This is a genomic window from Streptomyces actuosus (assembly GCF_016921115.1).
Taxonomy (GTDB): domain Bacteria; phylum Actinomycetota; class Actinomycetes; order Streptomycetales; family Streptomycetaceae; genus Streptomyces; species Streptomyces actuosus_A.
The window spans coordinates 47,182-73,698 of the sequence record NZ_JAFFZS010000005.1 but is presented as its reverse complement, the minus strand read 5'-3'; the positions used below and the strand labels follow the sequence as shown (position 1 = coordinate 73,698).

Genomic DNA, 26,517 nt, shown 5'->3' with positions numbered 1-26,517 from the left:
CCCGTCCTTAGCGCTTCTTGTTCGTCTTGCGGCGGCGGACGATGTACTTGTTGCTCGCCTTCTTGGGAGAACGAGTACGACCTTCCTTCTGACCCCAGGGGCTGACCGGGTGGCGACCACCGGAGGTCTTGCCCTCACCACCACCGTGGGGGTGGTCGACCGGGTTCATCGCCACACCGCGAACGGTCGGGCGGACGCCCAGCCAGCGCTTGCGACCGGCCTTGCCCCAGTTGATGTTGCTCTGCTCGGCGTTGCCGACCTCGCCGACGGTGGCGCGGCAGCGCACGTCGACCAGGCGGATCTCACCGGAGGGCATGCGGAGGTGGGCCATCTGGCCCTCCTTCGCGAGCAGCTGCACGGAGGCACCGGCGGAACGGGCGAACTTGGCACCGCCGCCGGGACGGAGCTCGATCGCGTGGATCGTGGTACCGACCGGGATGTTGCGGAGGGCCAGGTTGTTGCCCGGCTTGATGTCGGCCCCGGGACCGTTCTCGACGCGGTCACCCTGCTGCAGGTTGCGCGGGGCGAGGATGTAGCGCTTCTCGCCGTCGGCGTAGTGCAGCAGCGCGATGCGCGCGGTGCGGTTGGGGTCGTACTCGATGTGCGCGACCTTCGCCGGCACGCCGTCCTTGTCGTGACGACGGAAGTCGATCACGCGGTAGGCGCGCTTGTGTCCGCCACCCTGGTGGCGAACGGTCACACGACCGGCGTTGTTACGGCCGCCCTTGCTGTGCAGGGGGCGGACCAGCGACTTCTCCGGCGTGGACCGCGTGACCTCGACGAAGTCGGCGACGCTGGCGCCACGACGGCCCGGCGTAGTCGGCTTGTACTTGCGGATTCCCATTTCTCAGTCCTCGTCCGATATCGGACGATCCGACCCGCTTACGCGGTCGGACCGCCGAAGATGTCGATACGGTCGCCCTCGGCGAGGGTCACGATCGCGCGCTTGGTGGCGGCACGCTGGCCGAAGCCCGTGCGGGTCCGCTTGCGCTTGCCCTGGCGGTTGATCGTGTTGACCCCGGTGACCTTGACGTCGAAGACCGCCTGGACGGCCTGCTTGATCTGGGTCTTGTTGGCGTTCGGGTCGACGATGAACGTGTACTTGTTCTCGTCGAGGAGCGCGTAGCTCTTCTCCGAGACGACCGGCTTGAGCAGCACGTCACGGGGGTCCGTGTACGACTTGCTCAGCGGGGTCTCGACGGTGTTCTTGCCCTCGGTGGCGTGGCGGCGGGCCTTGGCGACGCGCGCGGCCTTGGCCGCCTTGGCGGCCTTCGAGGCGATGCTCGGGTGACGCGTAGCCATCAGGCCTCGCTCCCTTCGGTGTCAGCGGCCTTGGGGCCAGACACGAAGGACTCGAACGCGGACTGGGTGAAGACCACGTCGTCCGAGACGAGAACGTCGTACGTGTTCAGCTGGCCCGGCTCCAGGATGTGGACCTGGGGCAGGTTGCGGGCGGACAGCCACGCGGCCTCGTCCGAGCGGTCGGCGACGAGCAGCAGGTTCTTGCGCTCGCTGATCTTGCCGAACAGCGTCTTGACGGCCTTCGTGGACGGGGTCTCGCCCTCGATCACGCCGGAGACGACGTGGATCCGGTTGTGACGCGCCCGGTCGGTGAGGGCGTGACGCAGAGCGGCAGCCTTCATCTTCTTCGGGGTGCGCTGCGAGTAGTCGCGCGGCACGGGACCGTGCACGACGCCACCACCGGCGAACTGCGGCGCGCGGGTCGAACCCTGACGGGCGCGACCGGTGCCCTTCTGGCGGTACGGCTTCTTGCCACCGCCGCGGACCTCGCCGCGCGTCTTCGTCTTGTGCGTGCCCTGACGGGCCGCGGCCAGCTGCGCGACGACGACCTGGTGGATCAGCGGGACGCTGACCTTCTCAACGCCGAAGATCTCCGCGGGGAGCTCGACGGAACCGGCCTTCTCGCCCGCCGGCGAAAGGATGTCAACAGTACTCATCGGTTACCTCAGGCCCCCTTGGCCGCGGTGCGGACCAGGACGAGGCCGCCGTTCGGACCGGGAACCGCGCCCTTGATGAGCAGCAGACCCTTCTCCGCGTCAACGGCGTGGACGGTCAGGTTCTGGGTGGTGACCCGCTCGTTGCCCATGCGACCCGCCATGCGGAGGCCCTTGAACACACGACCCGGGGTGGCGCAGCCACCGATGGAGCCGGGGGAGCGGTGCTTGCGCTGGGTACCGTGCCCGGCACCGAGGCCACCGAAGTTGTGGCGCTTCATGACACCGGCGAAGCCCTTGCCCTTGCTCTTGCCGGTGACGTCGACCTTCACGCCGGCCTCGAACACCTCAGCGGTGATCTCCTGGCCGAGTGTGTACTCGGAGGCGTCCGCGGTGCGGATCTCGACGAGGTGACGACGGGGGGTGACGTCGGCCTTGGCGAAGTGGCCCTTGAGGGGCTTGTTCACCTTGCGCGGGTCGATCTCGCCGAAGGCGATCTGGACCGACTCGTAGCCGTCGACATCGTTCGTACGGACCTGGGTGACGACGTTGGGGCCGGCCTTGACGACGGTGACCGGAACAACACGGTTGTTCTCGTCCCACACCTGCGTCATGCCGAGCTTCTCGCCCAGGATGCCCTTGATCTGCTTAGCCATCTCTCAGATCACCGGGCCTCAGAGCTTGATCTCGATGTCGACACCGGCCGGGAGGTCGAGTCGCATCAGAGAGTCAACGGTCTTGGGGGTGGGGTCGAGGATGTCGATCAGGCGCTTGTGCGTGCGCATCTCGAAGTGCTCGCGCGAGTCCTTGTACTTGTGCGGCGACTTGATGACGCAGTACACGTTCTTCTCAGTGGGCAGCGGCACCGGGCCCGCGACCGACGCACCGGTACGGGTCACCGTCTCGACGATCTTCTTCGCCGAGGAGTCGATGACCTCGTGGTCGTAGGCCTTGAGCCGAATGCGGATCTTCTGTCCCGCCATGGCTACTCAGTAGTCCTGTCTCTCTTACGCTCTGGAACCCGGTGTTCGAGGCCTTCATCTCCGACCCACGCGGTCGGGCGTGTCGCGCTCCCGCTGACACAGATGTCCCTTGTTCGAACATCCCTGCGGAATGAACACGGCCCGTCCGGAACCGCAAGCCGAGGGCGGAAGGCCCACCGGGTGCCTGGCCGGTGCCGCACCGACACTTCCCGGAAGATTCCCGTACGTCCGCCCCAGCGCTGCCTTACGGCAGTTAGGGCGACGAGTACTGTGGGACTCGCTTCCGGTCCTCCCGGCGGGAGGCGCGCAGCATCAACACTCGACCGAGCAACTCGGACAGTCTGCCATATGGGGCAGGGGGCTGGCCAATCGGGCCGGAGAGAATACCCCGAGCGTGACGAAGGTCAAACCCTCGCGGGCCGCCCGGGGCGCCGCCCGTGGCGTCAGGTGCCGGTGGTCCTCCCGCACTCCACGGAATCCGGACCGGCCGAGGCCTCCGGAGCGCCGCTCTCCTGCAGCGGGCGGGTGCGGTCGTAGGGGTTCACGGGCTCGCCCGACGGCTCGACGTCGGAGGGCCCGTCGTAGGGGAACCCGGGGTGGAACCAGCCGTCGTCGACGCCGCACTCGTCGTTGTAGTACTCGGCGTCCCAGTCCTCCAGCCAGAGCTTGCCCGACGTGGCCTGCCACCGGTGGGGATCGGCGACGGTGACGTCGAGCTCGCGGCGGACGACCGTGCGGGCGACGACGTCGCTGCCGCCGCCGGCGGCGTCGGCCTTCACCAGCGGGTACACGAAGGAGTAGTCGGCGTGGACGCGGACCTCCCCTTGCCTGGCGGCGGCGAACGTCATACGTCCCCGCACCTTGATCACGTCACCGGCCAGGGTCACCTCGTGCGGGTCGAAGCGGCTGAACACGGTGAGCGGGTCGCGGCGCGCCGACGGCTCGCGCAGGTACCGGCGGAGCTCGGACAGCCGGGTCGCGTTCTTCGGGTCCAGCAGGGACAGCGCCTTGTCGGGCTGCGCACCGCGCAGCACGGCCGGGTCGAGGTTGGCGGCGACGACGAAGTCCTTGGTACGGCGCAGCGCGAGAGCCACGTCGGCCTTGCTCAGCCCGGCCGTGGCCTTCGCGGGCGGCAGCGTGATGGCGTCCGCGCCGTCGGCCCAGTTCAGGGCGGGTGAGCCGCGGAAGGGGTGGGCGCGGTCCGGGATCCTGAGCGTGTCGGCGCCCGCCGGAGACGCGGAGGGCTGCGCCGTCTCGGGCGGCAGCGGCGAGGGCGAGGCGCCGGACGCGGTGTCGAACCCGGGGACGTGGCCCGCCAGCAGCGACGGCCGTACGGCGACCACTGCCACCGCTGCCGCCGCCAGCACGGCGACGGCCGAGACCGCCCGGCGCCGGCGGGTGCGGGTGCCGTTCATCTCCTGCCAGGCCGGTCCGGTGCGCCAGCCGGGCGGCGTCCAGGCCTGCGGCTGCGGGGTACGCCTGCGCCACCACCGCCGCCGGGCCCCCTCCGCGGCGGGCGCCTGCGCGGCGTCCTGCTCCCGCAGCCGCCGGGTCACCGTCCGTGCGCGCGCGGAGGGCTCCTTCGGCGCGTTCCGACCGCCGTCCTCGGCGGCCTCGCGCTGGAAGACCTCCCACTGGTCGTCGGATATCGAGAACCCCTCACCGGGCTCCTCGTCGGGGTGTTCGGGCGGCGGGACGGTGCTCACGGGCTCGCTCTCATGGGCCGGATGCGGAGGTGCGGGGACGTGCGGGTTGTGGGGCGACCGGCGGCAGGGGACCGCGCAAGATCGTCAGAGGGCATTGTTTTCCGTCACCACGTACCGTGCCCAGACGTCGTGTGGAACCCGTGATCGAACTGCTATGGGCCTGAGCCCCTGCTCCCCCGGCGCCGCCGTTCCGACCGGCGCCCGTCAGCCTTCTTCGCCCGGCTCTGCCCGGCCCTGTCCGGTCCGGTCCCGTCCGGTCCTGAGCGGCCCGGGTCAGCCCCGGGGCAGATGTGCGTCGAACAGGGCGCGCAGCCGCTCGGACTCGTCCGTGCCGCCGACGCCCTGACGCGGCAGGAACACCACGCAGGAGGCCCGCTTGTCGGCGCTGGCCAGGACGAACAGGTGACGGGTCTCGACGTACCGGGACATCGCGGGCCAGGCGAACCTGGTGAAGGTGTGGGCGGTCTCGACGCTCACCCCCGTCTCGTCGACGACGATCCTCCGCTCCCCGTGGTGTCCGTGGGCGCGCTGCTGGGCCCGGGCGGTCAGCCAGCGGAGCGCGAACGTGCCGAGGAGCAGCCACACTGCGGCGAGGGACATGCCGACGGGGTCGACGCCGACACCGTCCGGGGTGGGGTGGACCGCCAGGGCCGCCATCACCAGCGCCAGCACGACGAAGAACATCCGCTGCCGCCGCGCGGCCGGCGACACCTTCATCTGTCCCCGCAGTGCCTCCCGGTACTGCGCGGCCGTCGTCACCTGCCGGACCTCGACGCGTCTGCCGTCGACCTGCTGCGCTTCCGTCGTCATCTCACACCAATCTCCCTCGGCGGCACGGCCGAGAACGGGGGCGGTTCCGGGGCGGAACCCTAGGGGGACGACGATCACTGCCCGTCGGCGGGGTGCGCGCCGTCGACCTCGCCGCGGAACTCCTCCATGGTCATGGTCCGGTCCGGGCCCGGCAGGGTGAAGTTCTGCTTCTTGCCGAAGTCGGAGTAGGCCGTGCTGCTGGTACGGCCGTTGTGCACGGACTTCAGCTTCAGGATCCGGGCGGGGTCGTCGGCGCTGACGTAGTAGACGGAGGAGGTGCCCGACGACCTCACCTCGATGGCCCGGGCCCGGCTGCCGTTCACGGTCGTGTCCTTGTCGGGCGCATAGGTCCCGCTGGACGGTATGACGAAGTAGATCGCGCAGCTCTCGCCGGTCTCCTTGGTCACGTAGACGTCCCTGAGCCGGTCGGGGACGGTGATGTCGACGCCCTGCGACCCAAGGCTCCGGGCCAGGAGCGGTGCGCTCGTGTAGAGCAGGCCGTCCTTGCAGTACATGTCCTGGCGGTCGTCGGCCGTGGCCGAGTAGGACATGTGCAGGCCCCGGTCCGGGTTCCAGTCGATCAGCGTCACTCCCCCGTCGAAGGACGTCGTCGAACCGACCCCGCTGAACGCGAGGCTGCGCATCGTGTCGTTGGCCCGCTCGATGAGCTGCCGGGCGGACTGCCCGCTCTCCTCGTCGTGGCCGGCGACGTCGTCGGCCGTGGCGGAGACCGTGGCCAGGGCACGGGAGGGCCCTCCGCCGCCCTGGGCCGTGCCACAGGCTGCCACCGCCGTCCCCATGAGCGCGGCGAGCACGGCGGAACGGGCCGTCCTGAGGGTTCGGTGCATGGATCTTCCTTCTTCCTCGTTCCGGGTTCCGGGAACGCGCGACGGGGTGGGGGGAGAGCTGAGGAGGCGGGGCGGAGAGGTCACGGCGGGGAGGTCACCCTCACCCCGAGGGCGGCGCGGGGCGGTGAGGTGGCGAGAGCCCGTGCCGTGGTCCGGTGCGTGGCCCCCGCGCGCGGGCTCGTGCCGGTGGCCCGGCGAACGCGGCGGGCGCGTCCGGTGCGGCAAGTGGGGCCTGCGCGACCAGTGCGGTGGGTGGGACCTGCGCGGTGGGCGCGGCAGCCGCGCCGCATGCGGCAGATGCGTCGGAAGAAATTCGGCACGTGGGCCAGAGCCGGTGGGCGGGCGCGGGCCGGAGCGAGCGCCGGGGCCGGGACGTGGGGGAAAGCCGGGTCGCAGGCGTGGACCGGTCGGCGGACGAAGGCCCCTGGGTGAGCACCGGAGGGCATGCCGCAGCCGGGGCACGGGCGGCCGCGTCGGCGGAGGTCGGGTGCCGCGCCGGCACCCCTGTGAACAGGGACGAACGTCTGCACGGCAGCGCGCGCCACCGCGACGCCGACCGGACCACGAAGCCACACCCCCGTACCGTCTGCGGATCAAGGTCACGCCGGTGCATCGAACCCCAGAACCTACCAGTCGGCGATCTTCGGGACGGAGGCACCCCGAGGCGTCGACCTGCATGTCATGGGCGCGACTGAACGTCACTTTGACGGCGTACCGGCCGGTTCTTTGTCCGCTTGTACGAGATACGGGCCGACCGCCAACCCCTACGGTTTGCCGAAACCCGACGTGGTTCGGGTTGCACACGGGTTCCCGACAGCTTCAGTCCCCCAGTTCGGGCCCGGTCGGCACCGGTACGTCGCCAGGTCGACGGGTCGGCGGAAAGGATCAATCACCATGGCTCAGGAGGGCGTCCTCGGACAGGTCGAGGACAAGATCAACTCTCTCTTCGACCCGCTCGCCAAAGGGCTCGGCGAATTCGTCTTCGCCGATGTCACCGTCGGCGGGATCACGTTCCCATGGATCGTGGCCTGGTTGGTGGTCGCCGGTGCGGTGTTCACCCTCTATTTCGGCTTCATCCAGTTCCGCAGCATCAAGCTGTCGCTGAACCTGCTGCGCGGCCGGTACAGCCGTGACGACGACCCCGGAGAGATCACCCACTTCCAGGCACTGTCCTCGGCGCTGTCCGGCACGGTCGGCCTGGGCAACATCGCGGGTGTCGGCGTCGCGATCACCATCGGCGGGGCCGGGGCCACGTTCTGGATGGTGCTCTGCGGCCTGCTCGGCATGGCGTCGAAGTTCGTCGAGTGCACCCTCGGCGTGCGCTACCGCGACCAGCACGCGGACGGGTCGTACTCCGGCGGCCCGATGAAGTACCTGAGCAAGGGCCTGGCCGAGCGCCTGCCCGGCGCGGGCGGAGCGGTCATCGGCAAGGTGCTCGCCGCCCTCGCGGCCGTCATGATCCTGCTGTTCGGCATCGGCGGCGGCAACATGTTCCAGGCCAACCAGACCGTCCAGCAGATCCGCAACGTCACCGGCGGCGACACCGGCCCCCTCGGCGGCAGCGGCTCCGCTCTGGTCATGGGCATCGTGCTGGCCGTGGTCGTCGGCGCGGTGATCCTCGGCGGCATCCGCTCGATCGGCAAGGTGGCCAGCCGCCTGGTGCCGGGCATGGCCATCCTCTACGTCGCGGCCTGCCTGATCGTCATCCTGACCAACGCCACCGAGGTCCCGGCCGCGTTCGGCTCGATCTTCCACGAGGCCTTCACCGGTGAGGGCGTGGTCGGCGGTGTCATCGGCGCCCTGATCGTCGGCTTCACCCGCGCCGCCTTCTCCAACGAGGCCGGCCTCGGCTCGGCGCCCATCGCGCACTCCGCGGTGAAGACCCGCTACCCGGTGACCGAGGGCCTGGTCGCGCTGATCGGCCCGTTCATCGACACGGTCGTCGTGTGCACCATGACCGCGCTGACCATCGTCATCGCCGACAGCGGCTTCTGGAACGAGGCCAAGGCCCAGTACGCGGCCGACGGCTCCAAGGCGGACGGCGTCACCGTCACCTCCTCGGCGTTCGAGACCGTCCTGCCGTGGTTCCCGAAGCTGCTCACCGTGGCCGTCGTCCTGTTCGCCGTCTCGACCATGATCACCTGGTCGTACTACGGTCAGAAGGCCTGGACCCACCTGTTCGGCAAGACCCGGACCAGCGAGCGCATCTACCAGGTGATCTTCTGCCTGTTCATCGTGATCGGCGCGGTGCTCACCTTCGGCAGCGTGCTGGACTTCACCGACGCGGTGCTGTTCCTGCTGGCCCTGGTCAACATCATCGGCCTCTACCTGCTGGCCCCGTTCGTCAAGCAGGAGCTGGCCCGCTTCAAGGCGGCGCTGCAGAGCGGTGACGTGTCGCCGCGGCCGGCCCGCGAGCCGGAGCCCGTCGCGGTGTCCGCGGTGGAGGAAGCCCCGTAGGAGGCCCTGCCACCCGCTCCCCTTCGGCGATGCCGGTGCCGCACGTGTGAGGACCACGCGTGCGGCACCGGCATCGCGCGTGTCTCCGGCGGCGGACGCAGCCGGAGGAGGCACAGCCCCAGCGCGCCGCACGCCCCATCCGTACGGGCGCCACCGATCACCGGGTGCAGTTCGCCGCGCCGAGGCTGTGCGGCAGGTACGACACCGCGAACCGCTCCAGCGCCTCGCGTTTGCGCCCCGCCTCCTTGCGCGGCCCCGGCAGCGAGACGTCGAGGACGTGAGCGCTCTGGTCGCCGCCGCCCCCGCAGGAGGTCACGGCGACGAACTCCCCGTCCATGATCGCGGCGTTGGACACCGCGGGCACCTTCTGCGGATCGAGCTCGGGCCGTGTCGTTCGCGCGTGCTCCACGGCGTCGAAGCCGCGCTGACCGCTGAACTCGTCGATGGACAGCACCGTCTTCCCGTCCACGGACACGACACACTGCCGGCGGTCGGACGCCGGCTCCTTCCGCTCGGCCTCGAACTCCTCGCCCGCGGGCAGCAGGGGGCGCAGGAGATCGGGGCTCACCTCGACTCCGCACAGACGCTCCGGAATCGTGAAACCGCCGGATCCGGCGCATGCCGACACCCCCGCGAGCACGACCACCACCGCGCCGACCACGGCCACCGCCCTGTGTGTCACCTTGCTGCTCATCGAGGCGCGATACCCGCAATCCTGTTGGCTGTGCTGTTCCCGTCGAAGGCTATCCACGGCCGAGGTGCACGCATCGTGCCGCTCGGGCGCACGGACCTCACACAGGGCGTCGTCGGGCGCCGCGAACTGCCCAGCCGCGCGAACTCGCTCTTCAAGTGCAGGCGTTGCGCCGGCCGCACGCCCGCCTCTGTCGCCGCGCCGTCGAACATTCCCACCATGGGCCGGACACACGAACGTGGCCCGCGTTCCTGGACGCCACGCCGTGCGGGTACAGATCGGCGGTGGTGACCGGCGCCTGGCCCGCCTGTCACGCGCCTGACGCGCGGGCCCGCGCGGACAGCGCGGCTCACGCCGGCAGGGAGAACACGGATCCGCCTCGTGCCCCGCCCGGGTGCGGGCACGAACAGAGGGAACCTACTGGCACGGTCGGCGACCTCGCGTCCGGTCCCCTCGTCCTCCCCGCCGACACCATCGGCGCAGCTCCCGGGGAGCCTTCGGACAGTCCCTCCGCGGGGATCGCCCTGCGCACCGGGCCGGCCGAACCGGGCGAGGCCCCCGGTGCCCGTGCCACGGGTTCGGCTACGTGTGCGGCACCGGCATCGCGCCGGTCTCCAGCAGCAGTTGGAGGTGCGAGAACAGGCACTGGTGCGGGTCGTTCAGGTCGATCCCGCTGACGGCCTCGGCCCGCTTGAGCCGGTAGCGGAGGGTGTTGGTGTGCACGTGCAGCAGCCGGGCCGCGGCGCGCATGTTGCTCTGCGCGGCGAGGTAGGCCAGGACCGACGTCACCAGCCCGGTCTCGTGCTCCTGGTCGTAGGTGAGGAGGGCGCTGATCCGCGGGTCGCGCAGCCGCGGGTGCCGTTCCAGCAGGGCGAGGGTGTCGCCGACCAGGACCTCGGAGCGGACGTCGTCGATGGTGGCGACGCGCCGCTCACCGCCTGCGGCGATGATGTCGAGCACCCGGTCGGCCTCGGCCTTGGACTCGGCGATGATGTCCAGCCCCTCGACCACCGAGCCGACGGCGGCGTACACGTCCAGTTGCAGCCGCTGGCCCGCGGTGCGGACGATGTCCTGCGCCAGCGCGGCGACGGCCCCCGCGCCGGAACGTTCCTGCAGACCGGGGAGCAGCATGTACACGCGGGTGCCCGCCCCGGCCACCAGGGAGCGGCGCCGGAACGCGGCGGCGTGCACCGAGACCAGGTTGGTCAGGTCCGCCCGGCGCAGTTCGAAGGCCGGCCGCCCGGCTTCGCCGCCGGTCGTGGTGTCGCGCAGGGCGAAGCCCACGACGGCGGCGGGCTTGCCCAGGTCGGCCCCGATGCGGGCGGCGAAGGTGCGCGGGTCGATGTGGCCCTCCAGCATCCTGCTGAGCAGGGCGTCCTCCAGCCGCAGGTCGGTGGGCGCGCCCGTGCGGTTGCGCACGAGGAGCAGGGCCGCGGTGCGAGCGGCGCCGATCAGGGCGCTCTCGGCGTTGTCGGAGAGTTCCTCCCGGCCCTGCTGGACCCAGATCGAGCCCAGCGTCTGCTCGTCGACGCGGATGCCGATGGCCAGCCGCCGCCTGATCCCGCGTTCCGGCCGCTCCTCGACGTGCACCACCTCTTCGCCGGCCCGCAGCCGCTCGTACACGCCCCACTGCCGCAGCAGCGCGAGGAAGTGGGCGGGGCCCTCCCGGCCGAGGATGGAACGGCGCCGCAGTTCGTCGACGTCGTCGTCGGAGCGGGAGTACGCCAGGACGCGGTTGGCGCTGTCCTCGATGCTGACGATGCCGCCGGTGAGCGCGGCGACCGTCTCGGCCAGCGCGAACAGGTCGGCGGGCTGCTCGGACGCCGACGCCGGCCCGGCCCAGCGGGCGTCCGCGAGCACCTCCCTGACCTGCGCGTCGAGCCTGCTCCAGCGCACCTCCGGCCGGACACCGAGCACGACGGTTCCGGTGCCCTCCGCCAGCTCCTTCAGCGCCTGCCGGTCGTCGCCGGCCTCCACCTTGAGCGCCACGGCCGCCGCACCCCGGCGGCCGGCGGCCCACGCGAGCCGGGCCGCCCTGCGTCCGCGCGCACCGATGAGCAGCACCAGGTCGGCGTGGTACGCCTCCGGTTCCTCGTCGGCGTCCAGGATCGCCACGTCGGTGATCTCGACGTCCAGTCCGGCGGGCGCGGCCACGAGGTCGATGACCGGCTCCCCCAGTGCCAGCAACACCTGCCGCAGGCCCGCTCCGGCGGGCACCGTCTCTTCCACGCTGAGCACCCGTCCTGCCCCGCGGCCTGCCTGCGGCACGCGGTCGAACCCGATCATTGACAGGACAAACATACAAAAAGCTGTCCGGCGCGGAAAGGGTGTGACACGCGCTGCTAGGACTTTCCCCATAGTGATCGAGTCCGCTCCCGGCGCCGACGAGATTCACCTCGACGTACAGGTAGGGACTCCGCGGAGCGTTGCACTTCGCCGTGATCATCGCGATCTCGCCGCCCAGGGCGCCGGAGCCGTCGAAGGACAGCCCGGCCATCTTCTCGCGATGGGTGAAGAACGACGCGGCCGAGGAGCGCATGGGGTCGATCCCATCGTCCGCTTCGGCGACCGTCGTCGACATGGCAAGCTCCCCGTCCACCAGTAGCGCACAGTCGTGATCAGGATTGCCCCTGCTGCTCACCTCGCTCAGGTTCTGAGCGAACGTCTTCCCCGCGGGCAGAGGGAACCTGTCTCCTCCCCCACGGGCACCCCGCGCACGCCTGCCGGAAGCGTGTACTCCCGCCCTTCGGCCGAGCATCCGGCAGTGAGCGCGCCGAGGAGGGACAGTGCCACCGCAGCGATCCGTGCAGGCGTCCTGGTCACGTGCTCTCCGGAGGGGCCTCCGGAACGACCGGGTCGTTCCGGCAGCCGAACGCGTCCGCGACCACGCGTGCGGAGTGCAGCAGGTACGTCAGATGTTCCAGGCGTCCAGCGCCGGCGACGAGCGTGTCCGTCAGGGAGCCCTCCAGCGGCACCCCCTCCTCCTGCCCCACAGGGGCGCCCGGGACCCGGCACTTCACGTAGACGGAGTACGCCATGGAGCCGTTCAGCCGCCGTGTCACCAGCTTCACGTCGGAGTTGACCGGAACGAGGGTCTCGGGCACCTCGACGGAGTTCTTCTCCCCGAACGGGGAGTCGAAGGGAAAGCTGGACGCGCCGTAGGCGAGAGACAAGCGGCTCGTGTGCGGCTTCTGCTGCCTCAGGACGACGCGGCACACCTCGGTCCTGGAGAAGAGACGCACCGCCTGCTCGTCGCCGGCGCTCCACGACCGAGCGTCCTGGTAGAACCGCTCCTTGGCAGACGGGAGATCCCCGGTGTCCGCCCGACCCGTTTCCTGGGCGCTGCTCTCCTTGACCCAGGTCTCCCCGGCCTTGCCGAGCAGCGTCGTGCAGGTTTCACCGGCCCGGTCGTCCTGCTGGTTCCCGTCACCCGAGTCGCACCCCGTCGCGGCCAGCAGCAAGGGCAGAACGACGGCCACCATGCTCTTCCGCATCGTCACCACCGCGCTCCTGAACCGGCCGTGACCGAGCAGCCGTGGGACGCGGTGAACGTGTCGTACGCCATGGTGCCGAGTTCTCCCAGTTCGTCCTCGAGGGCAGCGGGATCCGGCGTCCTGCCGCAGCACGGTTCCGCGGGCAGGTGGTTCAACTGCATCCGTGTGGATGCAGTTGCACGGCCTCGGTCTTCGGCCGCCCCCGCCCGCGCCGTGCCATCGGCCGACCGCGATCAGCCAGGGCGTTGCCCGTCATGGTCGAAACCTCGAACATTCCTACCATGAGGTCGCCGCCAACGGTCTCGGGGGCCGTGCACGGGCACCGTGTCTTCACAGGTGCGGAGGATGGCAACTCTCGTGCCAGGCCACGCTGTTGTGTCCATCGGGTGCTGACGTGACCGCACCGCGAGGCTGCGGCGTGACCTCCCCCGCCGGGCCTCTCGTGCTGCCCCGTGCGTCCCGCAGCCGCGCGCCTCGTCACCGGCCGCCGCTCGCCGGTGTCCGTCCCCTCAGCTGAACGGGCCCGCGTGGTTGACCATGAGCAGCATCATCACCGCGACGAAGACGACGGTCAGCACGATCAGCGTGCAGCCGACGGGGTTGTCCGGGTTGTACTCGTAGCGGTTCGTCCCCCACCGGCTCCGCCGGAATACGGGCTCGTCGTCGTCAAAGGGCACGGACGAACACCTCCCAGGCGTGAGGGGTGAGCGCCAGGCGGTGACCGGCGGTGCCCTGCTTGGAGTCGCGGACGTGGACGGTGGCCGGGGTGGTGGTGACCTCGACGCAGGAGTCGCCGTCGGGGCCACTGCTGTAACTGCTCTTGAACCAGAACGGTTCAGGGACACCCCCGGTCGTGGACGTGCGGATCATCTCTCTCCCAGAAGTTGCTCGATCAGCGCCAGCGACTCCCGCGGTGGGAGAACCTGCGCCCGGATGGTGCCATAGCGCAGCTCAAGGACTCGAAGCCGGCGAGGGTCGGACGTCGGACGGCCGTTGAAGGCGCCGTCGGAGCGCCCGACCGCCGTTCCGTCCTCGAACTTCAGCACTTCGATCCTGCCGCCCATGCCGGGATGGGCAGCGCCGTCCATCGGCGTCACCTGAAGTGTGACGTTGTTCAACCGCCCCACCTCCAGCAGGTGTTCGAACTGCTGTCGCCGCACCATTGTGCCTCCGACCCCGCGGTGGAGCGTCGCCTCTTCCAGGACGAACCCGAGAGCGGGCGCGGGGACCCGCTCGTAGACGGCCCGCCGTGCCATCCGGGCTGCCACACGGCGTTCCAGATCCGCGTAGCAGCACAGGAGACCGTAGGCGCGAAGCCGAATCCCGGCCTGCCGGTTCCGCATCCATCGCGGTATCCACCCTGCCAGCATCGCCGCCGGTACCGGCAGGGTGGACACCGTCGACGCGGCCAGCGCCATCCAGTGGTACAGCGGATTGCCGTTCACCCGACATCCCCTTCGTAGGCGCTCACCAGCCTGATGTGCCGTCTCATGGCATTGGCTCCTCGCGGTCAGGCTTGGCGGGCGTAGGAGGTGAGGCGATCGGCGAGCGCGATGACGAGGTCGCGTAGTTCATCGGGGCGCTCGATGACGAACGGCCGGTCGAGTGAGGCGAGTACCGGAGGCAACCAGTCGAGTCGCTCCGCCCGTAGCTCGACACGCAGCCAGCGTTCGGTCGCGCGGTCCTGGCCGGCTGCGGACTCGTGCTCCTCCAGGCTCGCGACGCTGATGGGAAGGTGGGCGCGGATCTGCTCAACTGTCCCGTGGATCCGCAAGGTCACCTCGTGCCGGTACTCGGCCGTGGCGAATCCTGACAACACGCGCTGTGCAGGCGCGGGACCCACGGGCGATTCGAATGAGCCGGGCAGGGCCCTGGCGTCTGTGATGCGATCGAGCCGGAAGGTTCGCTCCTCGCCGATCCGGGCGTCCTTGCCCGTGACGTACCACCGGCCCGCATGGGCGACGATCCCGTACGCGTGCAGTGTGCGTTCGCTGCGCCGTCCGTCGCGGTCGGTGTAGCGGATCGAGACCGGTCGGCGGTGGCGCACCGCGTCGGCGATGGTGAGCAGGACCCCGGCGTCCGGGGGGTCGAACTCGCCCGGCTGATCCGTGAAGGCGAGAGTCTCCAGGAGTGTGTCGAGCCGGCGGGCGATGTGCTGGGGCAGCACCCGCCGGATCTTCGCCAACGCCGTCTCGACTGCCGTGTGTTGCGTCGTCGTCAGCCCTGCCCGGCGGCCGGCGACCAGGCCGAGCAGCACGGCCAGCGCCTCGTCGTCGCTGAGCATGAGCGGAGGCAAGCGGTACCCGGGAGCGAGCCGGTACCCGCCGTAGCGGCCGCGCACCGATTCCACGGGCACGTCGAGGTCGTTCAGCTGGTCCACATACCGCCGCACGGTGCGCCCTTCGACGCCGAGCCGGTCGGCCAGTTCGGCCACCGTCCGGGTGCCGCCCGACTGCAGCAGCTCCAGGAGTGTCAGCACGCGGCCGGTGGGTCGAGCCATATCCTCAGCCTAACGCGAATACAGGACCGATTCTGTCCACTATTTCTCCTAGCCTGCGCAGTGCACGCCTCCAGCACAGCCAAGGAGACTCCCATGGAGTTCGTCTCGATCCGCATCATCACCGGCGACGTAGCGCGCCTCGTCGAGTTCTACGAGAGAGCCACAGGGGCGCGGGCGACGTGGGCCACCGAGGACTTCGCCGAACTCAGGACCGCGGGCGCCACCCTTGCGATCGGCAGCACCCGCACGGTCCCGCTGTTCGCTCCGGGCTCTGCCCGCCCGGCGGACAACCACAGCGTGATCACCGAGTTCCTCGTCGACGACGTGGACCGCGTTCACCAGAACCTGACCGCCTTCGTCGACGACTTCGTCAACGAACCCACCACGATGCCCTGGGGCAACCGGTCGCTGCTGTTCCGCGACCCCGACGGCAACCTCGTCAACTTCTTCACCCCCGTCACCCCGGCAGCCATCGCAAAGTTCGCACGCTGACGCCATGCACAGCCGCTCACGCGGGAGCCCCAAGATCCCGGGGCTCCCGGTGAGCACGGCCACCGAGTCCAGGAGCGCCATCGGCAGGGCACACCGGAACGCACCGCTGCCCTCGAATGGACGCCTGCGCTGACGCCGTGGAACCAACGTCCTGACACACCACACTCAAAGAGCGTCGATCGGGCCCGTCCACGCCGGTTGCCCCGCGCTTCCGGCGGACCTCCCGGTCGGAGCACCGGCACGAACGGACCATTCCTGCCCCTGGACCGGGCGGGGGAAGCACCTGAACCACCGCCCCGGACAGCGCACGACGCGGGGACCGCTGTGCACCAGGACGCGCACGACGCGGGGATCCCTGTGCACCGGGACGCGCTGGGCCTCGTGCACACCACGGCCGGGTGAGGGGAGGCGGATCCGCCTGCGGCCAGGGGCCGTCCTCAGCCCGGGAACCGCACCGACTCCAGGATGCGGGCCGTCTCCGCGTGTCCGGTGTAGTCCAGGATCAGCACCTTGGACACCGGCAGGTACCAGGCCTGGGGGGAGAAGCGGTAGCCGTTCCAGCAGCTCGCGCTCCAGCGGTCGTACCAGGCCTTGTGGGAGCCCACCGGGCGCAGGCCGGAGGCGACGGGCGCGGCGTGTGCGCTGCTGATGCCGTTGAAGGAGCCGTCCGCCAGGCGCGGGCTGACGGGGCAGGGCTGAACGTCGGTGGCCGCGTACCAGCCGCCGGGCTGGCCGGGCTTGTAGGTGCTCAGCTCGTAGCCGGCGATGAAGCCGTCCGCCCTGATCGCGAGCCCGGTGCAGCCGAACATCCGGGGCAGCCCGACGTGCCGCACCGGTTCGACGCAGGCGTACTGGTCGCTCTCCCGGTTCACCGCCCAGCTCGGCGGGATCTGGAAGGTGAGGCCGCCGAAGGTGGCGCGCGGCCAGAAGGGGCGGGGCGCCGGTGTGGCCTTCGCGGGGCCGGGCGTCGCCGAGGTGGCCGGGGTGGAGCGGCCGGGGGTGGAGGACGACGACGCGGGGGACGGCGAGCCGGGCGTCGCGGAGCCGGTCGGCGACGGCGTCCCGGTCGCACCGTCCGTCGTGGTCGTGCCGGACGACGGGGACGCGGTGGTGGAGGCCGTCCGACCGGCCCCGGCGTCCGCGTGGCTGCTGGGCGTGCAGGCGGTCAGGGCGGCCAGGCAGAGGCCGGCTGCCGTGAGCAGGGCAGGTCTGAGTGATGGCGTCGTCATGCTGATTCCCCCCGGACGGGAAGACGAGGTGGGTGAGGCGGGTCGGAGCACGGTCCGGAGTGCGACCGGGGCCGAAATCCGGCCAGGTTCATGCAGTAGGAGGGCCTCACCGGTCCGGCCGGTTGCAGGACGAACAACCTGTGACAGAACCGTTCCCGACCAGTGAGCAGGAGCGGGTCCTGGACCTGGGCCTGCTCAACTGGCGCGTCCCGAAGGGCTGCACCGACAGAAGAAGGGGCCCGCACGACCGAAGTCGTACGGGCCCCTTCCAGGAGCTCGCAGCTGGAGCTACCGGGTCACCGGACCCTCAAGCAAGCGGAACCTACTTGACGATCTTGATGACCTGGCCGGCGCCGACGGTCCGGCCACCCTCACGGATGGCGAACTTCAGGCCCTCCTCCATGGCGACGGGCTGGATCAGCTCGACGCGCATCTCGGTGTTGTCGCCCGGCATGACCATCTCGGTGCCCTCGGGGAGGTGCACGACGCCGGTCACGTCCGTGGTACGGAAGTAGAACTGCGGGCGGTAGTTGTTGAAGAACGGCGTGTGGCGGCCACCCTCGTCCTTGGAGAGGATGTAGGCCTGAGCCTCGAACTCGGTGTGCGGGGTGACCGAGCCCGGCTTGATGATGACCTGGCCGCGCTCGACGTCCTCGCGCTTGATGCCGCGAAGCAGCAGACCGACGTTCTCACCGGCCTGGCCCTCGTCGAGCAGCTTGCGGAACATCTCGATGCCGGTGACCGTGGTGGTGGTCTTCTCGGTCTTGATGCCGATGATGTCGACGGTCTCGTTGACCTTGAGGACACCACGCTCGATGCGGCCGGTGACGACCGTACCGCGACCGGTGATGGTGAAGACGTCCTCGATCGGCATCAGGAACGGCTTGTCGACGTCGCGCTCCGGCTCCGGGATGGCGGTGTCGACAGCGTTCATCAGCTCCAGGACGGAGTCGACCCACTGCTGCTCGCCCTCGAGGGCCTTGAGCGCGGAGACCTTGACGACCGGAACGTCGTCGCCCGGGAACTCGTACTCGGAGAGGAGCTCACGGACCTCGAGCTCGACGAGCTCCAGGATCTCCTCGTCGTCCACCATGTCGGCCTTGTTCAGGGCGACGACGATGTACGGAACGCCGACCTGGCGGGCCAGGAGCACGTGCTCCTTGGTCTGCGGCATCGGGCCGTCGGTGGCGGCGACCACCAGGATCGCGCCGTCCATCTGCGCGGCACCGGTGATCATGTTCTTGATGTAGTCCGCGTGACCCGGGCAGTCGACGTGGGCGTAGTGACGCGCCTCGGTCTGGTACTCGACGTGCGCGATGGAGATGGTGATACCGCGCTGACGCTCCTCGGGCGCCTTGTCGATGTTGTCGAACGGGGTGGCCTCGTTCAGCTCCGGGTACGCGTCGTGCAGCACCTTGGTAATGGCGGCCGTGAGGGTCGTCTTACCGTGGTCGATGTGACCGATGGTGCCGATGTTGACGTGCGGCTTAGTCCGCTCGAACTTCGCCTTCGCCACTGGGGTCCTCCTGTGGAGTGGTTCTGTACGCCTTACTTCATCGGCGCCAGGTGATCTTTGCTGTCAAAGCCCGGAACCCGGGGCAAACGCTCACGATTGCGGACGTTTACCCCTTGAGGCTCCGGAGTCAAGCCTACGGCGTGTGAACGCGGTGCGTTACTCGCCCTTGGCCTTCGCGATGATCTCCTCGGCGACGTTCCGCGGAACCTCGGCGTAGGAGTGGAACTGCATCGAGTAGCTCGCGCGACCCGACGTCTTGCTGCGGAGGTCGCCGACGTAGCCGAACATCTCCGACAGGGGCACGAGGCCCTTGACGACGCGGGCACCGGCCCGCTCCTCCATGGCCTCGATCTGGCCACGGCGGGAGTTGATGTCGCCGATCACGTCGCCCATGTAGTCCTCGGGCGTCGTGACCTCGACCTGCATCATCGGTTCGAGCAGCACGGGGCCGGCCTTGCGCGCGGCCTCCTTGAAGGCCTGCGAACCGGCGATCTTGAACGCGAGCTCGGAGGAGTCCACCTCGTGGTAGGCACCGTCGAGCAGCGTCACGCGGACACCGGTCATCTCGTAGCCGGCGATGATGCCGAACTGCATGGCCTCCTGCGCACCCGCGTCGACCGAAGGGATGTACTCCTTCGGCACGCGGCCACCGGTCACCTTGTTGACGAACTCGTACGAGGCGTCGCCGCCCTCGATCGGCTCGATCGCGATGATGACGCGGGCGAACTGGCCGGTACCACCCGTCTGCTTCTTGTGGGTGTACTCGACCTTCTCGACCGACTTGCGGATGGTCTCGCGGTACGCGACCTGCGGCTTGCCGACGTTGGCCTCGACCTTGAACTCGCGCTTCATGCGGTCGACCAGCACCTCGAGGTGCAGCTCGCCCATGCCGCCGATGATGGTCTGGCCCGTCTCCTCGTCGGAGTGGACCTGGAAGGACGGGTCCTCCTCGGCCAGGCGCTGGATGGCGACACCCAGCTTCTCCTGGTCGCCCTTCGACTTCGGCTCGATGGCGACCTGGATCACCGGCGCCGGGAAGTCCATGGACTCCAGGATGACCGGGGACTTGTCGTCGCAGAGCGTCTCACCGGTGGTGGTCTGCTTCAGACCCATGACGGCGACGATGTCGCCGGCGCCCACCGACGCGATCTCCTCACGCTTGTTGGCGTGCATGCGGTAGATCTTGCCGATGCGCTCCTTCTTGCCCTTGACGGAGTTCAGCACGGCGGTGCCGGACTCCAGGCGGCCGGAGTACACGCGGACGAAGGTGAGCTTGCCGAGGTGCGGGTCGCTCATGATCTTGAACGCCAGCGCCGCGAGGGGCTCCTCGTCGGACGGCTTGCGCTTGATGACCTCGTCCGCGTCGGCGACCGCGTGACCCTCGATGGCCTCGATGTCGACGGGGGAGGGCAGGAAGCGCACGACCGCGTCGAGCAGGGGCTGCACGCCCTTGTTCTTGAACGCGGTGCCGCAGAACACCGGGGTCACCGTGGTGCCGGTGCCCTTGCCGGAGGCGATGGTGATACGGCGGATCGCCGTGTACAGCTGCTCCACCGAGGGCTCCTGGCCCTCGAGGTACAGCTCCATCAGCTCCTCGTCGTTCTCGGCGACGGCCTCGAGCAGCTTGCCGCGCCACTCCTCGGCGGCCTCGGTGTGCGTGGCCGGGATGTCGACGGTGTCGTACATCTCGCCCTTGGTCGCCTCCGGGGACCAGACCAGGGCCTTCATCGTCACGAGGTCGATGACGCCCTTGAAGTCGGCCTCGGCACCGATCGGCAGCTGCATGACCAGCGGCTGCGCGCCCAGGCGGTCGGAGATCATGTCGACACAGCGGTGGAACTCGGCACCGGTGCGGTCGAGCTTGTTGACGAAGCAGATACGCGGAACGCCGTAACGGTCCGCCTGACGCCACACGGTCTCGGACTGCGGCTCGACGCCGGCAACGCCGTCGAACACCGTCACGGCACCGTCGAGCACACGCAGGGAGCGCTCCACCTCGACGGTGAAGTCGACGTGACCCGGGGTGTCGATGATGTTGATGGTGTGGTCGACGTTCTCCAGCGGCCAGTGGCAGGTGGTGGCAGCAGAGGTGATCGTGATGCCACGCTCCTGCTCCTGCTCCATCCAGTCCATGGTGGCGGCGCCGTCGTGGACCTCACCGATCTTGTAGGACACACCGGTGTAGAACAGGATCCGCTCGGTGGTGGTCGTCTTGCCCGCGTCGATGTGGGCCATGATGCCGATGTTGCGCACCTTGGCCAGGTCAAGCGAAGTGGTAGCCATAAGGCTTCAGTCTTCTCTCGGTCTCGATGTGGACTGCGACTACCAGCGGTAGTGCGCGAAGGCCTTGTTGGACTCGGCCATCTTGTGCGTGTCCTCGCGCTTCTTCACAGCGGCGCCGAGGCCGTTGGAGGCGTCGAGGAGCTCGTTGAGCAGACGCTCGGTCATGGTCTTCTCGCGACGGGCGCGGGAGTAACCGACGAGCCAGCGCAGCGCCAGGGTGTTGGCACGGCCGGGCTTGACCTCGACCGGAACCTGGTAGGTGGCACCACCGACACGGCGGGACTTGACCTCGAGGGTCGGCTTGATGTTCTCGAGAGCGCGCTTGAGCGTGATGACCGGGTCGTTGCCGGTCTTCTCGCGCAGACCCTCCATGGCGCCGTAGACGATGCGCTCGGCGGTGGAGCGCTTGCCGTTCAGCAGCACCTTGTTGATCAGGGAGGTCACCAGAGGAGAGCCGTAGACCGGGTCGATGATGACCGGGCGCTTCGGGGCGGGGCCCTTACGAGGCATTCTTACTTCTCCTTCTTGGCGCCGTAGCGGCTGCGGGCCTGCTTGCGGTTCTTGACACCCTGGGTGTCGAGCGAGCCGCGGATGATCTTGTAGCGAACACCCGGCAGGTCCTTCACACGGCCGCCGCGCACGAGCACGATGGAGTGCTCCTGCAGGTTGTGTCCCTCACCCGGAATGTAAGCGGTGACCTCGATGCCGCTGGTCAGACGCACACGCGCGACCTTACGCAGGGCCGAGTTCGGCTTCTTCGGGGTGGTCGTGAACACACGCGTGCAGACGCCACGACGCTGAGGGGAACCCTCGAGTGCGGGCGTCTTGTTCTTCTCGACCTTGTCCTGCCGGCCCTTACGGACCAGCTGCTGGATCGTAGGCACTACTTCTCCGGTTTCTGTGTGCCGATAGGTACAGCTAACCTGGAACGTCGCCGACCCACGCGGTCGGGTGTGTCGAATCACGCGGACTCCCACCGGAAGGCAGGAGGAAGCGCAGATCGCGGTGGCCGTCTCAGACCCCGGTGCGGTCGTACGCACGCACGAGGGCCAGGGCACACCCCAGGCACAAGGTCTGAGCGTACCTAGCCCATCAGCTCCGGTCAAAACAAACGGAGCGCACCCCGACACGCCGGGCCCCTCACCTCGTCGTCTCCGATTCGCCCAGGTTGTCCTGCGGTCGCATATTGGCCGAATCACGCCCTTCCCACCGTACGCAGTCTTGCGCTTTCAGTACGTTGATCGGCCGCTGCGACATCCGGGGGATGGGTCATGACGACGAGCACGCCGGCGTACTCGCCGGACGACGGGGGCCTCGAGGACCGAGTGCCCTTCCTGGCCAGACTGGAACGCGAGGACAGATCCGCGCTGCTCGCCCTCGGCCGCACCCTCACCTTCACGCCCCGCATGGTCCTGCTCCACCAGCACGAACCCTCCTCGCACGTGCTGTTCCTGGTGGACGGCTGGACCAAGGTCACCGCATCCGCCGCCAACGGCTACGAGGCCCTGCTCGCGCTGCGCGGACCCGGCGACGTCGTCGGCGAGTCGGCCGCTCTGACCGGCCGGGCGCGCTCGGCCACGGTCACCGCACTGGAGGCGGTGCGGGCGGTGGCGGTGGAACGGGAGCGCTTCCGGGACTTCCTGGGCCGCTCACCCGGCGTCTCCTTCGCCCTGCTCGGCCTCACCGCGGACCGGACGCGGGCCGCCGACCGGCGCCGCCTGGAGTTCGCGTCGATGAGCGTGCGGCAGCGGTTCGCCGTCCTCCTCCTCGACCTCGCCCGCACCCACGGCCGACCCACCGCCGACGGGATCGAACTCGCCGTGCCGCTCAGCAAGCAGGAGCTGGCCGGGTCGGTCGGCGCGTCCAGGGAGATGGTGCAGCGGCTGCTGAAGGAGCTGCGGGACCGGGAGGCCGTGGTCACCGGCCGCCGGGAGCTCCTCATCCGCCGCCCCGACCTGCTCGGCCGCATCGCCGCCTCCGCCCCCGTACCGGGGATCCCGGCCCCGCCGCGGCCACCGGAGGAGTGACGGGCTCGACCGGAGCGGTCCCCGTCCGGGTACCGCGCAGGCACCGAGACCCACCCGCACGACGCCGAAGGGCGCGCGCTCGCCCACGGACACGCGCTCGCGTCGCAGCCACCCGCCGCGCCCACCCGGCGCGCGCGGCCCGCCGCACACACCGCGGGCTCCCCCGGGCAGGCCCCCCGGGTGCCCGCCCGGGCACCCCGTCACCACCCGCACCCCGGGGCCCGAAGCCGCGCAGTCCCCGCGTTCCCACCCCAGAACACCCGGCCGGCACCCGGACGCCGCGCCCCCGGCAGCACCCCGGCACCCGGCACCGATCAGGCGGCCCGCGGGCCCCGGCGGGCCTTCTGTGCACACGGTCACACTCCGAGTGCGTCATCCGCCCTCACCACCGCGGCCCCGGCGGGCGCACTCTGCTGCCCTGCACGTCACCCCCCGAGAAAGGCGACCATGAGCGACCCCGTGAGCCGCACCATCCTGCTGCTGGACATCGAGAGGTTCAGCGACCGGGACGACGTGGAGCAGGCCTACCTGCGGCGGATGCTGTACGACGTCACCGACCGCACGCTGGACAGCGCCGGCATCGACCGGAGACTGCGGCTGCGCGCCGACCGCGGCGACTCGGTGATGGAGCTCATCGACGCGAACGCCCCGGTGACGGCACTGCTGCGGGCCCTGCTCACCGAGGTGCCGGCCCAGTTGCGCGCGGTCAACCGCATGGCCTCCCGCTCGGCCCAGATCCGGCTGCGCGGAGTCGTCGCCACCGGCTACGTCGCCGTCGACGAGCGCGACGGCTGGGTCGGCTCCGACCTCAACCACGCCTGCCGCCTGCTGGACGCGGACGTGCTGCGCTCCGCCCTGCGCGAGCGGACCGACGACCTGGCCCTCTGCGTCTCCGACCCGCTCTACACCGGGGTCGTACGGCACGACCACCCCGGCATCCCCGCGGGCGACTTCCACCGCGTGACCGTGACCAGCAAGAACGGCCCGCTGACTGCCTGGCTGTACGGGCCGCCCCCGACGGGGGCGGCCGACGAGGACCACTGTGGCACGGGGGAGGGGGAGGCGCCGGGCGGTTCGGGGGACCGCCCGGCGCCGCGGGTCCCCGCGCAGGGCGAACCCGGCGCGGGCCGCCGCCCGGCGCCGGACGGAACACGGGGAGCCCCGGCGCCGGGTCCCGCCCTCCACTTCAACGGTGCCGTCACCATCGGCGGCGGCACCGTCCACGGCGGCCAGAACAACATCGCCGGCAACCAGATCACCGGCGGCATCCACCTGGGCGGGAGCACACCCCGGGAACAGGCCGAGGACGCATGAGCGAGCAGCAGGCGGAGCGGGCGAGCACCGAGCCCGAGCAGACCCCGCAGGAGCCGGACCCGGAACCGACCTCCACCGGTGCGGAGGAGGCGGAGGAACGGGACCAGCCGCAGGACGCCTGGGCCGCCCGACGGGACCTGGTCGACCACAGCCCGCGGACCATGAACATAGGCGCCCGCGCCCGGTTCGGCGGCGGCACCGTCCACGGCGACCAGAACAACCTGGCCGGCAACCAGATCACCGGCGACGTCTTCATGGGCGGCAAGACGGAGGTCCACCATTGGACCTTCGCCGGTCTGTCGGCGTCCTCCGTCACCTCCGGCGAGGTGCCGCAGGCGCGGCTGGAGCGGCTGGCGTCGTCCTTCGTCGCGGACGACGGGACTGTGGGGGACCTGCTGGAACGGCTGCGCCGCGAGCGGGTCCTGGTCCTGGCCGGCGCCCGCTTCACGGGCCGGCAGACCGCGGCACTGGTCCTGCTGCACCGGCTCGGCGCCGCGCCCGTGCACGTCCTGGACCGGGACACCGCCCCCGGTTCCCTGGCCGAACGGCTCACCGCCACCGGCGAACGCCCGGCCCGTGGATACGTCCTGGGCGATCTGCCCACGCGGCGCGGCACGCCACTGCGCGAACCCCATCTCCTGGCCGCCCGCAGCCGACTCGCCGAGCAGGACGCGTACCTGGTGATCACCGTCGGGCCAACGGCCGTACTGGAGGACATACCCGTCGTCCACTGGGAGCCGCCCGCCGCGGCGGAGGTGCTCTCCGCCCATCTGCGGACCCTGGTGGCGCGGGAGACCGTGTCGGAGCTGCTGGCGCTGCCGGCCACCGCCGACTTCCTCGGCCGCAGCCACCGGCTGCGCGAGATCGCCGACTTCGCCGCGCTGCTGGGCCGCCATGCCGCCGGGGAGGTGGCCGACGAGGTCGTGGCGGCGTTCTCCCGGGCCTCGCTGGAGAACCAGGTCCAGGAGTGGTTCGAGGAGGACGAGAGCGCGATCCACCTGCGGGACAAGGCGTTCCTCGTCGCGCTCGCCGCGTTCGACGGCGGACCGTACGCCCTCACCGCCGAGCTGAGCGACCTGCTCTACCGCCACCTGCTGAAGACGGAGAACCCGAGCCGGATGCCCGAGGTGCCCGTCTTCGGCACCCACATCGACAAGCGGCTCCAGCTGGCCCGCGCCGAGGGGTACGACGACGACGAGAACACCGAGTGGGGGCCGGTGACCCAGTTCAAGGCGAGGTTCCTCGACGAACGGGTCTCCCTGATGCTGCTGCGTCTGGTGTGGACGGGCCACCCGTCCGCCCGGCCCGCGCTGATCGAGTGGCTGCGCGTGCTCGCCGACGACGGCCGCCCGCTGGTCCGCACCCGCGCCGCGTCCACCGTCGCCGTCCTCGCCCGCACCGACCTGCCGTCCGCGATGGCCCTGGTCATCGAACCGTGGGCCACCTCCAACCTGTTCCGGCACCGGCTCGTCGCGGTCAACTCCCTCACCCTCGCCCACCTCGTCGGCACGCCCAACATCCCGCGCATCCTGGACGGTTGGTCGGGGAGCGAGGACCGGCGTCTGCGCTGGGTGGCTGCCCGGGCGTACGCGCTGATCGGCCCCGAGATACCGGACCAGGCGCTCGCCGCCCTGCGCGACGCCGCCCGCACCCTGTACGACGACCTCGACGACCCGGACGCCTTCGACCTGGAGATGGTGCGGGAGCTGTCCGACGCGGTGGCACTGCTGCTGCTCTCCCCCGCCCACGACCAGGTCCTCACCGAACTGCGCAAGCACCTCGACGACGACCAGGCGGTGCACGCGCTGTCCCTGGGCGGCTTCGTCAACGCCTGCCGCCGCCAGGAGGACGACACCGGCCCGGACGGCCGCCCGACCGTCCTCGCCTGGTACGCCGACGCGGCCACCGCCGGCTCCCCGGCCGCGGCAGGCATCGCCTTCCTGTGGCGCGCCGTGCTCGGCGACCGCTACAGCACCCGGTACGCGCTGGAGGTGTTGCGGGACTGGGTGCTGATCGCCGACCGGTCGCCCGGCACCGAGTGGCCGCTGGCCGCACTGCTGCCGCAGCTCGTCACCACGCCGACGGAGCACCAGCGGCTCAGCCACCTGCTGCGCACCATGCCCGGCAAGGACGGCGCGCCCCCGCCCCGGGTCGCGGCCCGTCTGCTGACCACGCTTCCGCCCCGCTGATCCGCCCGCCGACCGGCGCCTGC

At 70.4% G+C, this 26,517-nt stretch carries 26 protein-coding genes and 1 pseudogene; 6 read left to right on the top strand and 21 right to left on the bottom strand.

From position 1 onward, the window contains the following. Window positions 1–7 precede the first annotated feature (7 nt). The 8 genes from rplB to JS756_RS08760 all read right to left on the bottom strand — a co-directional run bounded on the left by rplB (window position 8) and on the right by JS756_RS08760 (window position 6,302). Complete coding sequence (rplB, locus tag JS756_RS08795) at window positions 8–844, bottom strand: 50S ribosomal protein L2 (RefSeq protein ID WP_205382445.1); 837 nt, start codon at window positions 842–844, stop codon at window positions 8–10. A 38-nt stretch (window positions 845–882) separates the two neighbouring features. Then, window positions 883–1,302 carry a 50S ribosomal protein L23 gene (rplW, locus tag JS756_RS08790; RefSeq protein ID WP_205382444.1) on the bottom strand — a complete coding sequence of 140 codons (420 nt, stop codon included), beginning with the start codon at window positions 1,300–1,302 and terminating at the stop codon, window positions 883–885. Then, entirely contained in the window at window positions 1,302–1,958 is a 657-nt protein-coding gene (gene rplD / locus JS756_RS08785; RefSeq protein ID WP_205382443.1) for a 50S ribosomal protein L4, read from the bottom strand. The genes rplW and rplD overlap by 1 nt, the downstream gene beginning before the upstream one ends. An 8-nt stretch (window positions 1,959–1,966) precedes the next feature. Beyond that, complete coding sequence (gene rplC, locus JS756_RS08780) at window positions 1,967–2,611, bottom strand: 50S ribosomal protein L3 (protein WP_103781446.1); 645 nt, start codon at window positions 2,609–2,611, stop codon at window positions 1,967–1,969. A gap of 18 nt (window positions 2,612–2,629) precedes the next feature. After that, window positions 2,630–2,938 (bottom strand): 30S ribosomal protein S10, encoded by a 309-nt coding sequence (rpsJ, locus tag JS756_RS08775; protein WP_003948644.1) that lies wholly within the window; start codon window positions 2,936–2,938, stop codon window positions 2,630–2,632. 443 nt (window positions 2,939–3,381) lie between these two features. Next, window positions 3,382–4,644 (bottom strand): hypothetical protein, encoded by a 1,263-nt coding sequence (locus JS756_RS08770; protein ID WP_307790442.1) that lies wholly within the window; start codon window positions 4,642–4,644, stop codon window positions 3,382–3,384. Between the two features lie 273 nt (window positions 4,645–4,917). Continuing rightward, window positions 4,918–5,454, bottom strand: a complete 537-nt coding sequence (locus JS756_RS08765) for a YcxB family protein (protein WP_205382442.1) — start codon at window positions 5,452–5,454, stop codon at window positions 4,918–4,920. A 74-nt stretch (window positions 5,455–5,528) separates the two neighbouring features. After that, a complete protein-coding gene (locus tag JS756_RS08760; protein ID WP_205382441.1) occupies window positions 5,529–6,302 on the bottom strand; it encodes a hypothetical protein in 774 nt (257 codons plus the stop codon). 894 nt (window positions 6,303–7,196) lie between these two features. Here JS756_RS08760 and JS756_RS08755 point away from each other — a divergent pair. Next, the gene (locus JS756_RS08755; RefSeq protein ID WP_205382440.1) at window positions 7,197–8,759 is read left to right on the top strand and encodes an alanine/glycine:cation symporter family protein; all 1,563 of its coding nucleotides are present in this window, start codon (window positions 7,197–7,199) and stop codon (window positions 8,757–8,759) included. Between the two features lie 157 nt (window positions 8,760–8,916). On the opposite strand, the gene JS756_RS08750 is transcribed toward JS756_RS08755, so the two are convergent. Together JS756_RS08750 and JS756_RS08745 are read right to left on the bottom strand one after the other, a co-directional pair. Continuing rightward, complete coding sequence (locus tag JS756_RS08750; RefSeq protein WP_205382439.1) at window positions 8,917–9,453, bottom strand: hypothetical protein; 537 nt, start codon at window positions 9,451–9,453, stop codon at window positions 8,917–8,919. Between the two features lie 579 nt (window positions 9,454–10,032). Then, a complete protein-coding gene (locus JS756_RS08745; protein WP_205382438.1) occupies window positions 10,033–11,736 on the bottom strand; it encodes a PucR family transcriptional regulator in 1,704 nt (567 codons plus the stop codon). 152 nt (window positions 11,737–11,888) lie between these two features. Between JS756_RS08745 and JS756_RS08740 the strand changes: the two genes are divergently transcribed. After that, complete coding sequence (locus tag JS756_RS08740; RefSeq protein WP_205382437.1) at window positions 11,889–12,068, top strand: hypothetical protein; 180 nt, start codon at window positions 11,889–11,891, stop codon at window positions 12,066–12,068. A 201-nt stretch (window positions 12,069–12,269) separates the two neighbouring features. Here the strand turns inward: JS756_RS08740 and JS756_RS08735 are convergent, their stop codons facing one another. The 6 genes and pseudogenes from JS756_RS08735 to JS756_RS08710 form a co-directional block, all read right to left on the bottom strand. Continuing rightward, window positions 12,270–12,950 (bottom strand): hypothetical protein, encoded by a 681-nt coding sequence (locus JS756_RS08735; RefSeq protein WP_205382436.1) that lies wholly within the window; start codon window positions 12,948–12,950, stop codon window positions 12,270–12,272. After that, a complete protein-coding gene (locus tag JS756_RS08730; protein WP_205382435.1) occupies window positions 12,947–13,105 on the bottom strand; it encodes a hypothetical protein in 159 nt (52 codons plus the stop codon). The genes JS756_RS08735 and JS756_RS08730 overlap by 4 nt, the downstream gene beginning before the upstream one ends. A gap of 348 nt (window positions 13,106–13,453) precedes the next feature. Next, on the bottom strand, window positions 13,454–13,621 hold the full coding sequence (locus tag JS756_RS08725; RefSeq protein WP_205382434.1) for a hypothetical protein: 168 nt from the start codon (window positions 13,619–13,621) through the stop codon (window positions 13,454–13,456). Then, a complete protein-coding gene (locus tag JS756_RS08720; RefSeq protein WP_205382433.1) occupies window positions 13,611–13,814 on the bottom strand; it encodes a DUF397 domain-containing protein in 204 nt (67 codons plus the stop codon). Before JS756_RS08720 ends, JS756_RS08725 begins: the two co-directional genes overlap by 11 nt. Continuing rightward, window positions 13,811–14,227, bottom strand: a pseudogene (locus JS756_RS08715) (Scr1 family TA system antitoxin-like transcriptional regulator); the annotation flags it as partial. The gene JS756_RS08720 and the pseudogene JS756_RS08715, both read right to left, overlap by 4 nt. Before the next feature lie 227 nt (window positions 14,228–14,454). After that, window positions 14,455–15,444, bottom strand: a complete 990-nt coding sequence (locus JS756_RS08710; RefSeq protein WP_205382432.1) for a helix-turn-helix transcriptional regulator — start codon at window positions 15,442–15,444, stop codon at window positions 14,455–14,457. Window positions 15,445–15,537: 93 nt separating this feature from the next. On the opposite strand from JS756_RS08710, the gene JS756_RS08705 reads away from it, so the two are divergent. Further along, window positions 15,538–15,936: a VOC family protein gene (locus JS756_RS08705; RefSeq protein WP_205382431.1), complete on the top strand. Its 399-nt coding sequence runs from the start codon at window positions 15,538–15,540 to the stop codon at window positions 15,934–15,936. Between the two features lie 437 nt (window positions 15,937–16,373). Here the strand turns inward: JS756_RS08705 and JS756_RS08700 are convergent, their stop codons facing one another. The 5 genes from JS756_RS08700 to rpsL form a co-directional block, all read right to left on the bottom strand. Continuing rightward, the gene (locus tag JS756_RS08700) at window positions 16,374–17,165 is read right to left on the bottom strand and encodes a hypothetical protein (protein ID WP_205382430.1); all 792 of its coding nucleotides are present in this window, start codon (window positions 17,163–17,165) and stop codon (window positions 16,374–16,376) included. A gap of 322 nt (window positions 17,166–17,487) precedes the next feature. Next, window positions 17,488–18,681, bottom strand: coding sequence for an elongation factor Tu (tuf, locus tag JS756_RS08695; protein ID WP_205382429.1), 1,194 nt, complete (start codon window positions 18,679–18,681; stop codon window positions 17,488–17,490). Window positions 18,682–18,837: 156 nt separating this feature from the next. Next, window positions 18,838–20,964, bottom strand: coding sequence for an elongation factor G (gene fusA, locus JS756_RS08690; RefSeq protein ID WP_205382428.1), 2,127 nt, complete (start codon window positions 20,962–20,964; stop codon window positions 18,838–18,840). Window positions 20,965–21,003: 39 nt separating this feature from the next. Beyond that, a complete protein-coding gene (rpsG, locus tag JS756_RS08685; protein ID WP_003998848.1) occupies window positions 21,004–21,474 on the bottom strand; it encodes a 30S ribosomal protein S7 in 471 nt (156 codons plus the stop codon). A gap of 2 nt (window positions 21,475–21,476) precedes the next feature. Further along, complete coding sequence (rpsL, locus tag JS756_RS08680) at window positions 21,477–21,848, bottom strand: 30S ribosomal protein S12 (RefSeq protein WP_003948652.1); 372 nt, start codon at window positions 21,846–21,848, stop codon at window positions 21,477–21,479. Between the two features lie 387 nt (window positions 21,849–22,235). On the opposite strand from rpsL, the gene JS756_RS08675 reads away from it, so the two are divergent. From JS756_RS08675 to JS756_RS08665, 3 genes are all read left to right on the top strand, one after another. After that, window positions 22,236–22,991, top strand: coding sequence for a Crp/Fnr family transcriptional regulator (locus tag JS756_RS08675; RefSeq protein WP_205382427.1), 756 nt, complete (start codon window positions 22,236–22,238; stop codon window positions 22,989–22,991). 447 nt (window positions 22,992–23,438) lie between these two features. Further along, window positions 23,439–24,305 carry a hypothetical protein gene (locus JS756_RS08670; protein ID WP_205382426.1) on the top strand — a complete coding sequence of 289 codons (867 nt, stop codon included), beginning with the start codon at window positions 23,439–23,441 and terminating at the stop codon, window positions 24,303–24,305. After that, the gene (locus tag JS756_RS08665; protein ID WP_205382425.1) at window positions 24,302–26,494 is read left to right on the top strand and encodes a hypothetical protein; all 2,193 of its coding nucleotides are present in this window, start codon (window positions 24,302–24,304) and stop codon (window positions 26,492–26,494) included. Before JS756_RS08670 ends, JS756_RS08665 begins: the two co-directional genes overlap by 4 nt. The last annotated feature ends 23 nt before the right edge of the window (window positions 26,495–26,517 follow it).

Excerpts from the sequence above, each read along its gene's own strand:
- JS756_RS08670 (WP_205382426.1), top strand. The coding sequence starts at position 23,439 with ATGAGCGACCCCGTGAGCCGCACCATCCTGCTGCTGGACATCGAGAGG.
- rplD (WP_205382443.1), bottom strand. The coding sequence starts at position 1,958 with ATGAGTACTGTTGACATCCTTTCGCCGGCGGGCGAGAAGGCCGGTTCC.
- rpsG (WP_003998848.1), bottom strand. The coding sequence starts at position 21,474 with ATGCCTCGTAAGGGCCCCGCCCCGAAGCGCCCGGTCATCATCGACCCG.
- JS756_RS08745 (WP_205382438.1), bottom strand. The coding sequence starts at position 11,736 with ATGATCGGGTTCGACCGCGTGCCGCAGGCAGGCCGCGGGGCAGGACGG.
- rplC (WP_103781446.1), bottom strand. The coding sequence starts at position 2,611 with ATGGCTAAGCAGATCAAGGGCATCCTGGGCGAGAAGCTCGGCATGACG.
- JS756_RS08755 (WP_205382440.1), top strand. The coding sequence starts at position 7,197 with ATGGCTCAGGAGGGCGTCCTCGGACAGGTCGAGGACAAGATCAACTCT.
- JS756_RS08760 (WP_205382441.1), bottom strand. The coding sequence starts at position 6,302 with ATGCACCGAACCCTCAGGACGGCCCGTTCCGCCGTGCTCGCCGCGCTC.
- JS756_RS08665 (WP_205382425.1), top strand. The coding sequence starts at position 24,302 with ATGAGCGAGCAGCAGGCGGAGCGGGCGAGCACCGAGCCCGAGCAGACC.
- JS756_RS08720 (WP_205382433.1), bottom strand. The coding sequence starts at position 13,814 with ATGATCCGCACGTCCACGACCGGGGGTGTCCCTGAACCGTTCTGGTTC.
- JS756_RS08675 (WP_205382427.1), top strand. The coding sequence starts at position 22,236 with ATGACGACGAGCACGCCGGCGTACTCGCCGGACGACGGGGGCCTCGAG.
- rplW (WP_205382444.1), bottom strand. The coding sequence starts at position 1,302 with ATGGCTACGCGTCACCCGAGCATCGCCTCGAAGGCCGCCAAGGCGGCC.
- JS756_RS08730 (WP_205382435.1), bottom strand. The coding sequence starts at position 13,105 with ATGCAGTTGAACCACCTGCCCGCGGAACCGTGCTGCGGCAGGACGCCG.
- JS756_RS08750 (WP_205382439.1), bottom strand. The coding sequence starts at position 9,453 with ATGAGCAGCAAGGTGACACACAGGGCGGTGGCCGTGGTCGGCGCGGTG.
- JS756_RS08710 (WP_205382432.1), bottom strand. The coding sequence starts at position 15,444 with ATGGCTCGACCCACCGGCCGCGTGCTGACACTCCTGGAGCTGCTGCAG.
- JS756_RS08700 (WP_205382430.1), bottom strand. The coding sequence starts at position 17,165 with ATGACGACGCCATCACTCAGACCTGCCCTGCTCACGGCAGCCGGCCTC.
- fusA (WP_205382428.1), bottom strand. The coding sequence starts at position 20,964 with ATGGCTACCACTTCGCTTGACCTGGCCAAGGTGCGCAACATCGGCATC.
- rplB (WP_205382445.1), bottom strand. The coding sequence starts at position 844 with ATGGGAATCCGCAAGTACAAGCCGACTACGCCGGGCCGTCGTGGCGCC.
- rpsJ (WP_003948644.1), bottom strand. The coding sequence starts at position 2,938 with ATGGCGGGACAGAAGATCCGCATTCGGCTCAAGGCCTACGACCACGAG.
- JS756_RS08705 (WP_205382431.1), top strand. The coding sequence starts at position 15,538 with ATGGAGTTCGTCTCGATCCGCATCATCACCGGCGACGTAGCGCGCCTC.
- JS756_RS08765 (WP_205382442.1), bottom strand. The coding sequence starts at position 5,454 with ATGACGACGGAAGCGCAGCAGGTCGACGGCAGACGCGTCGAGGTCCGG.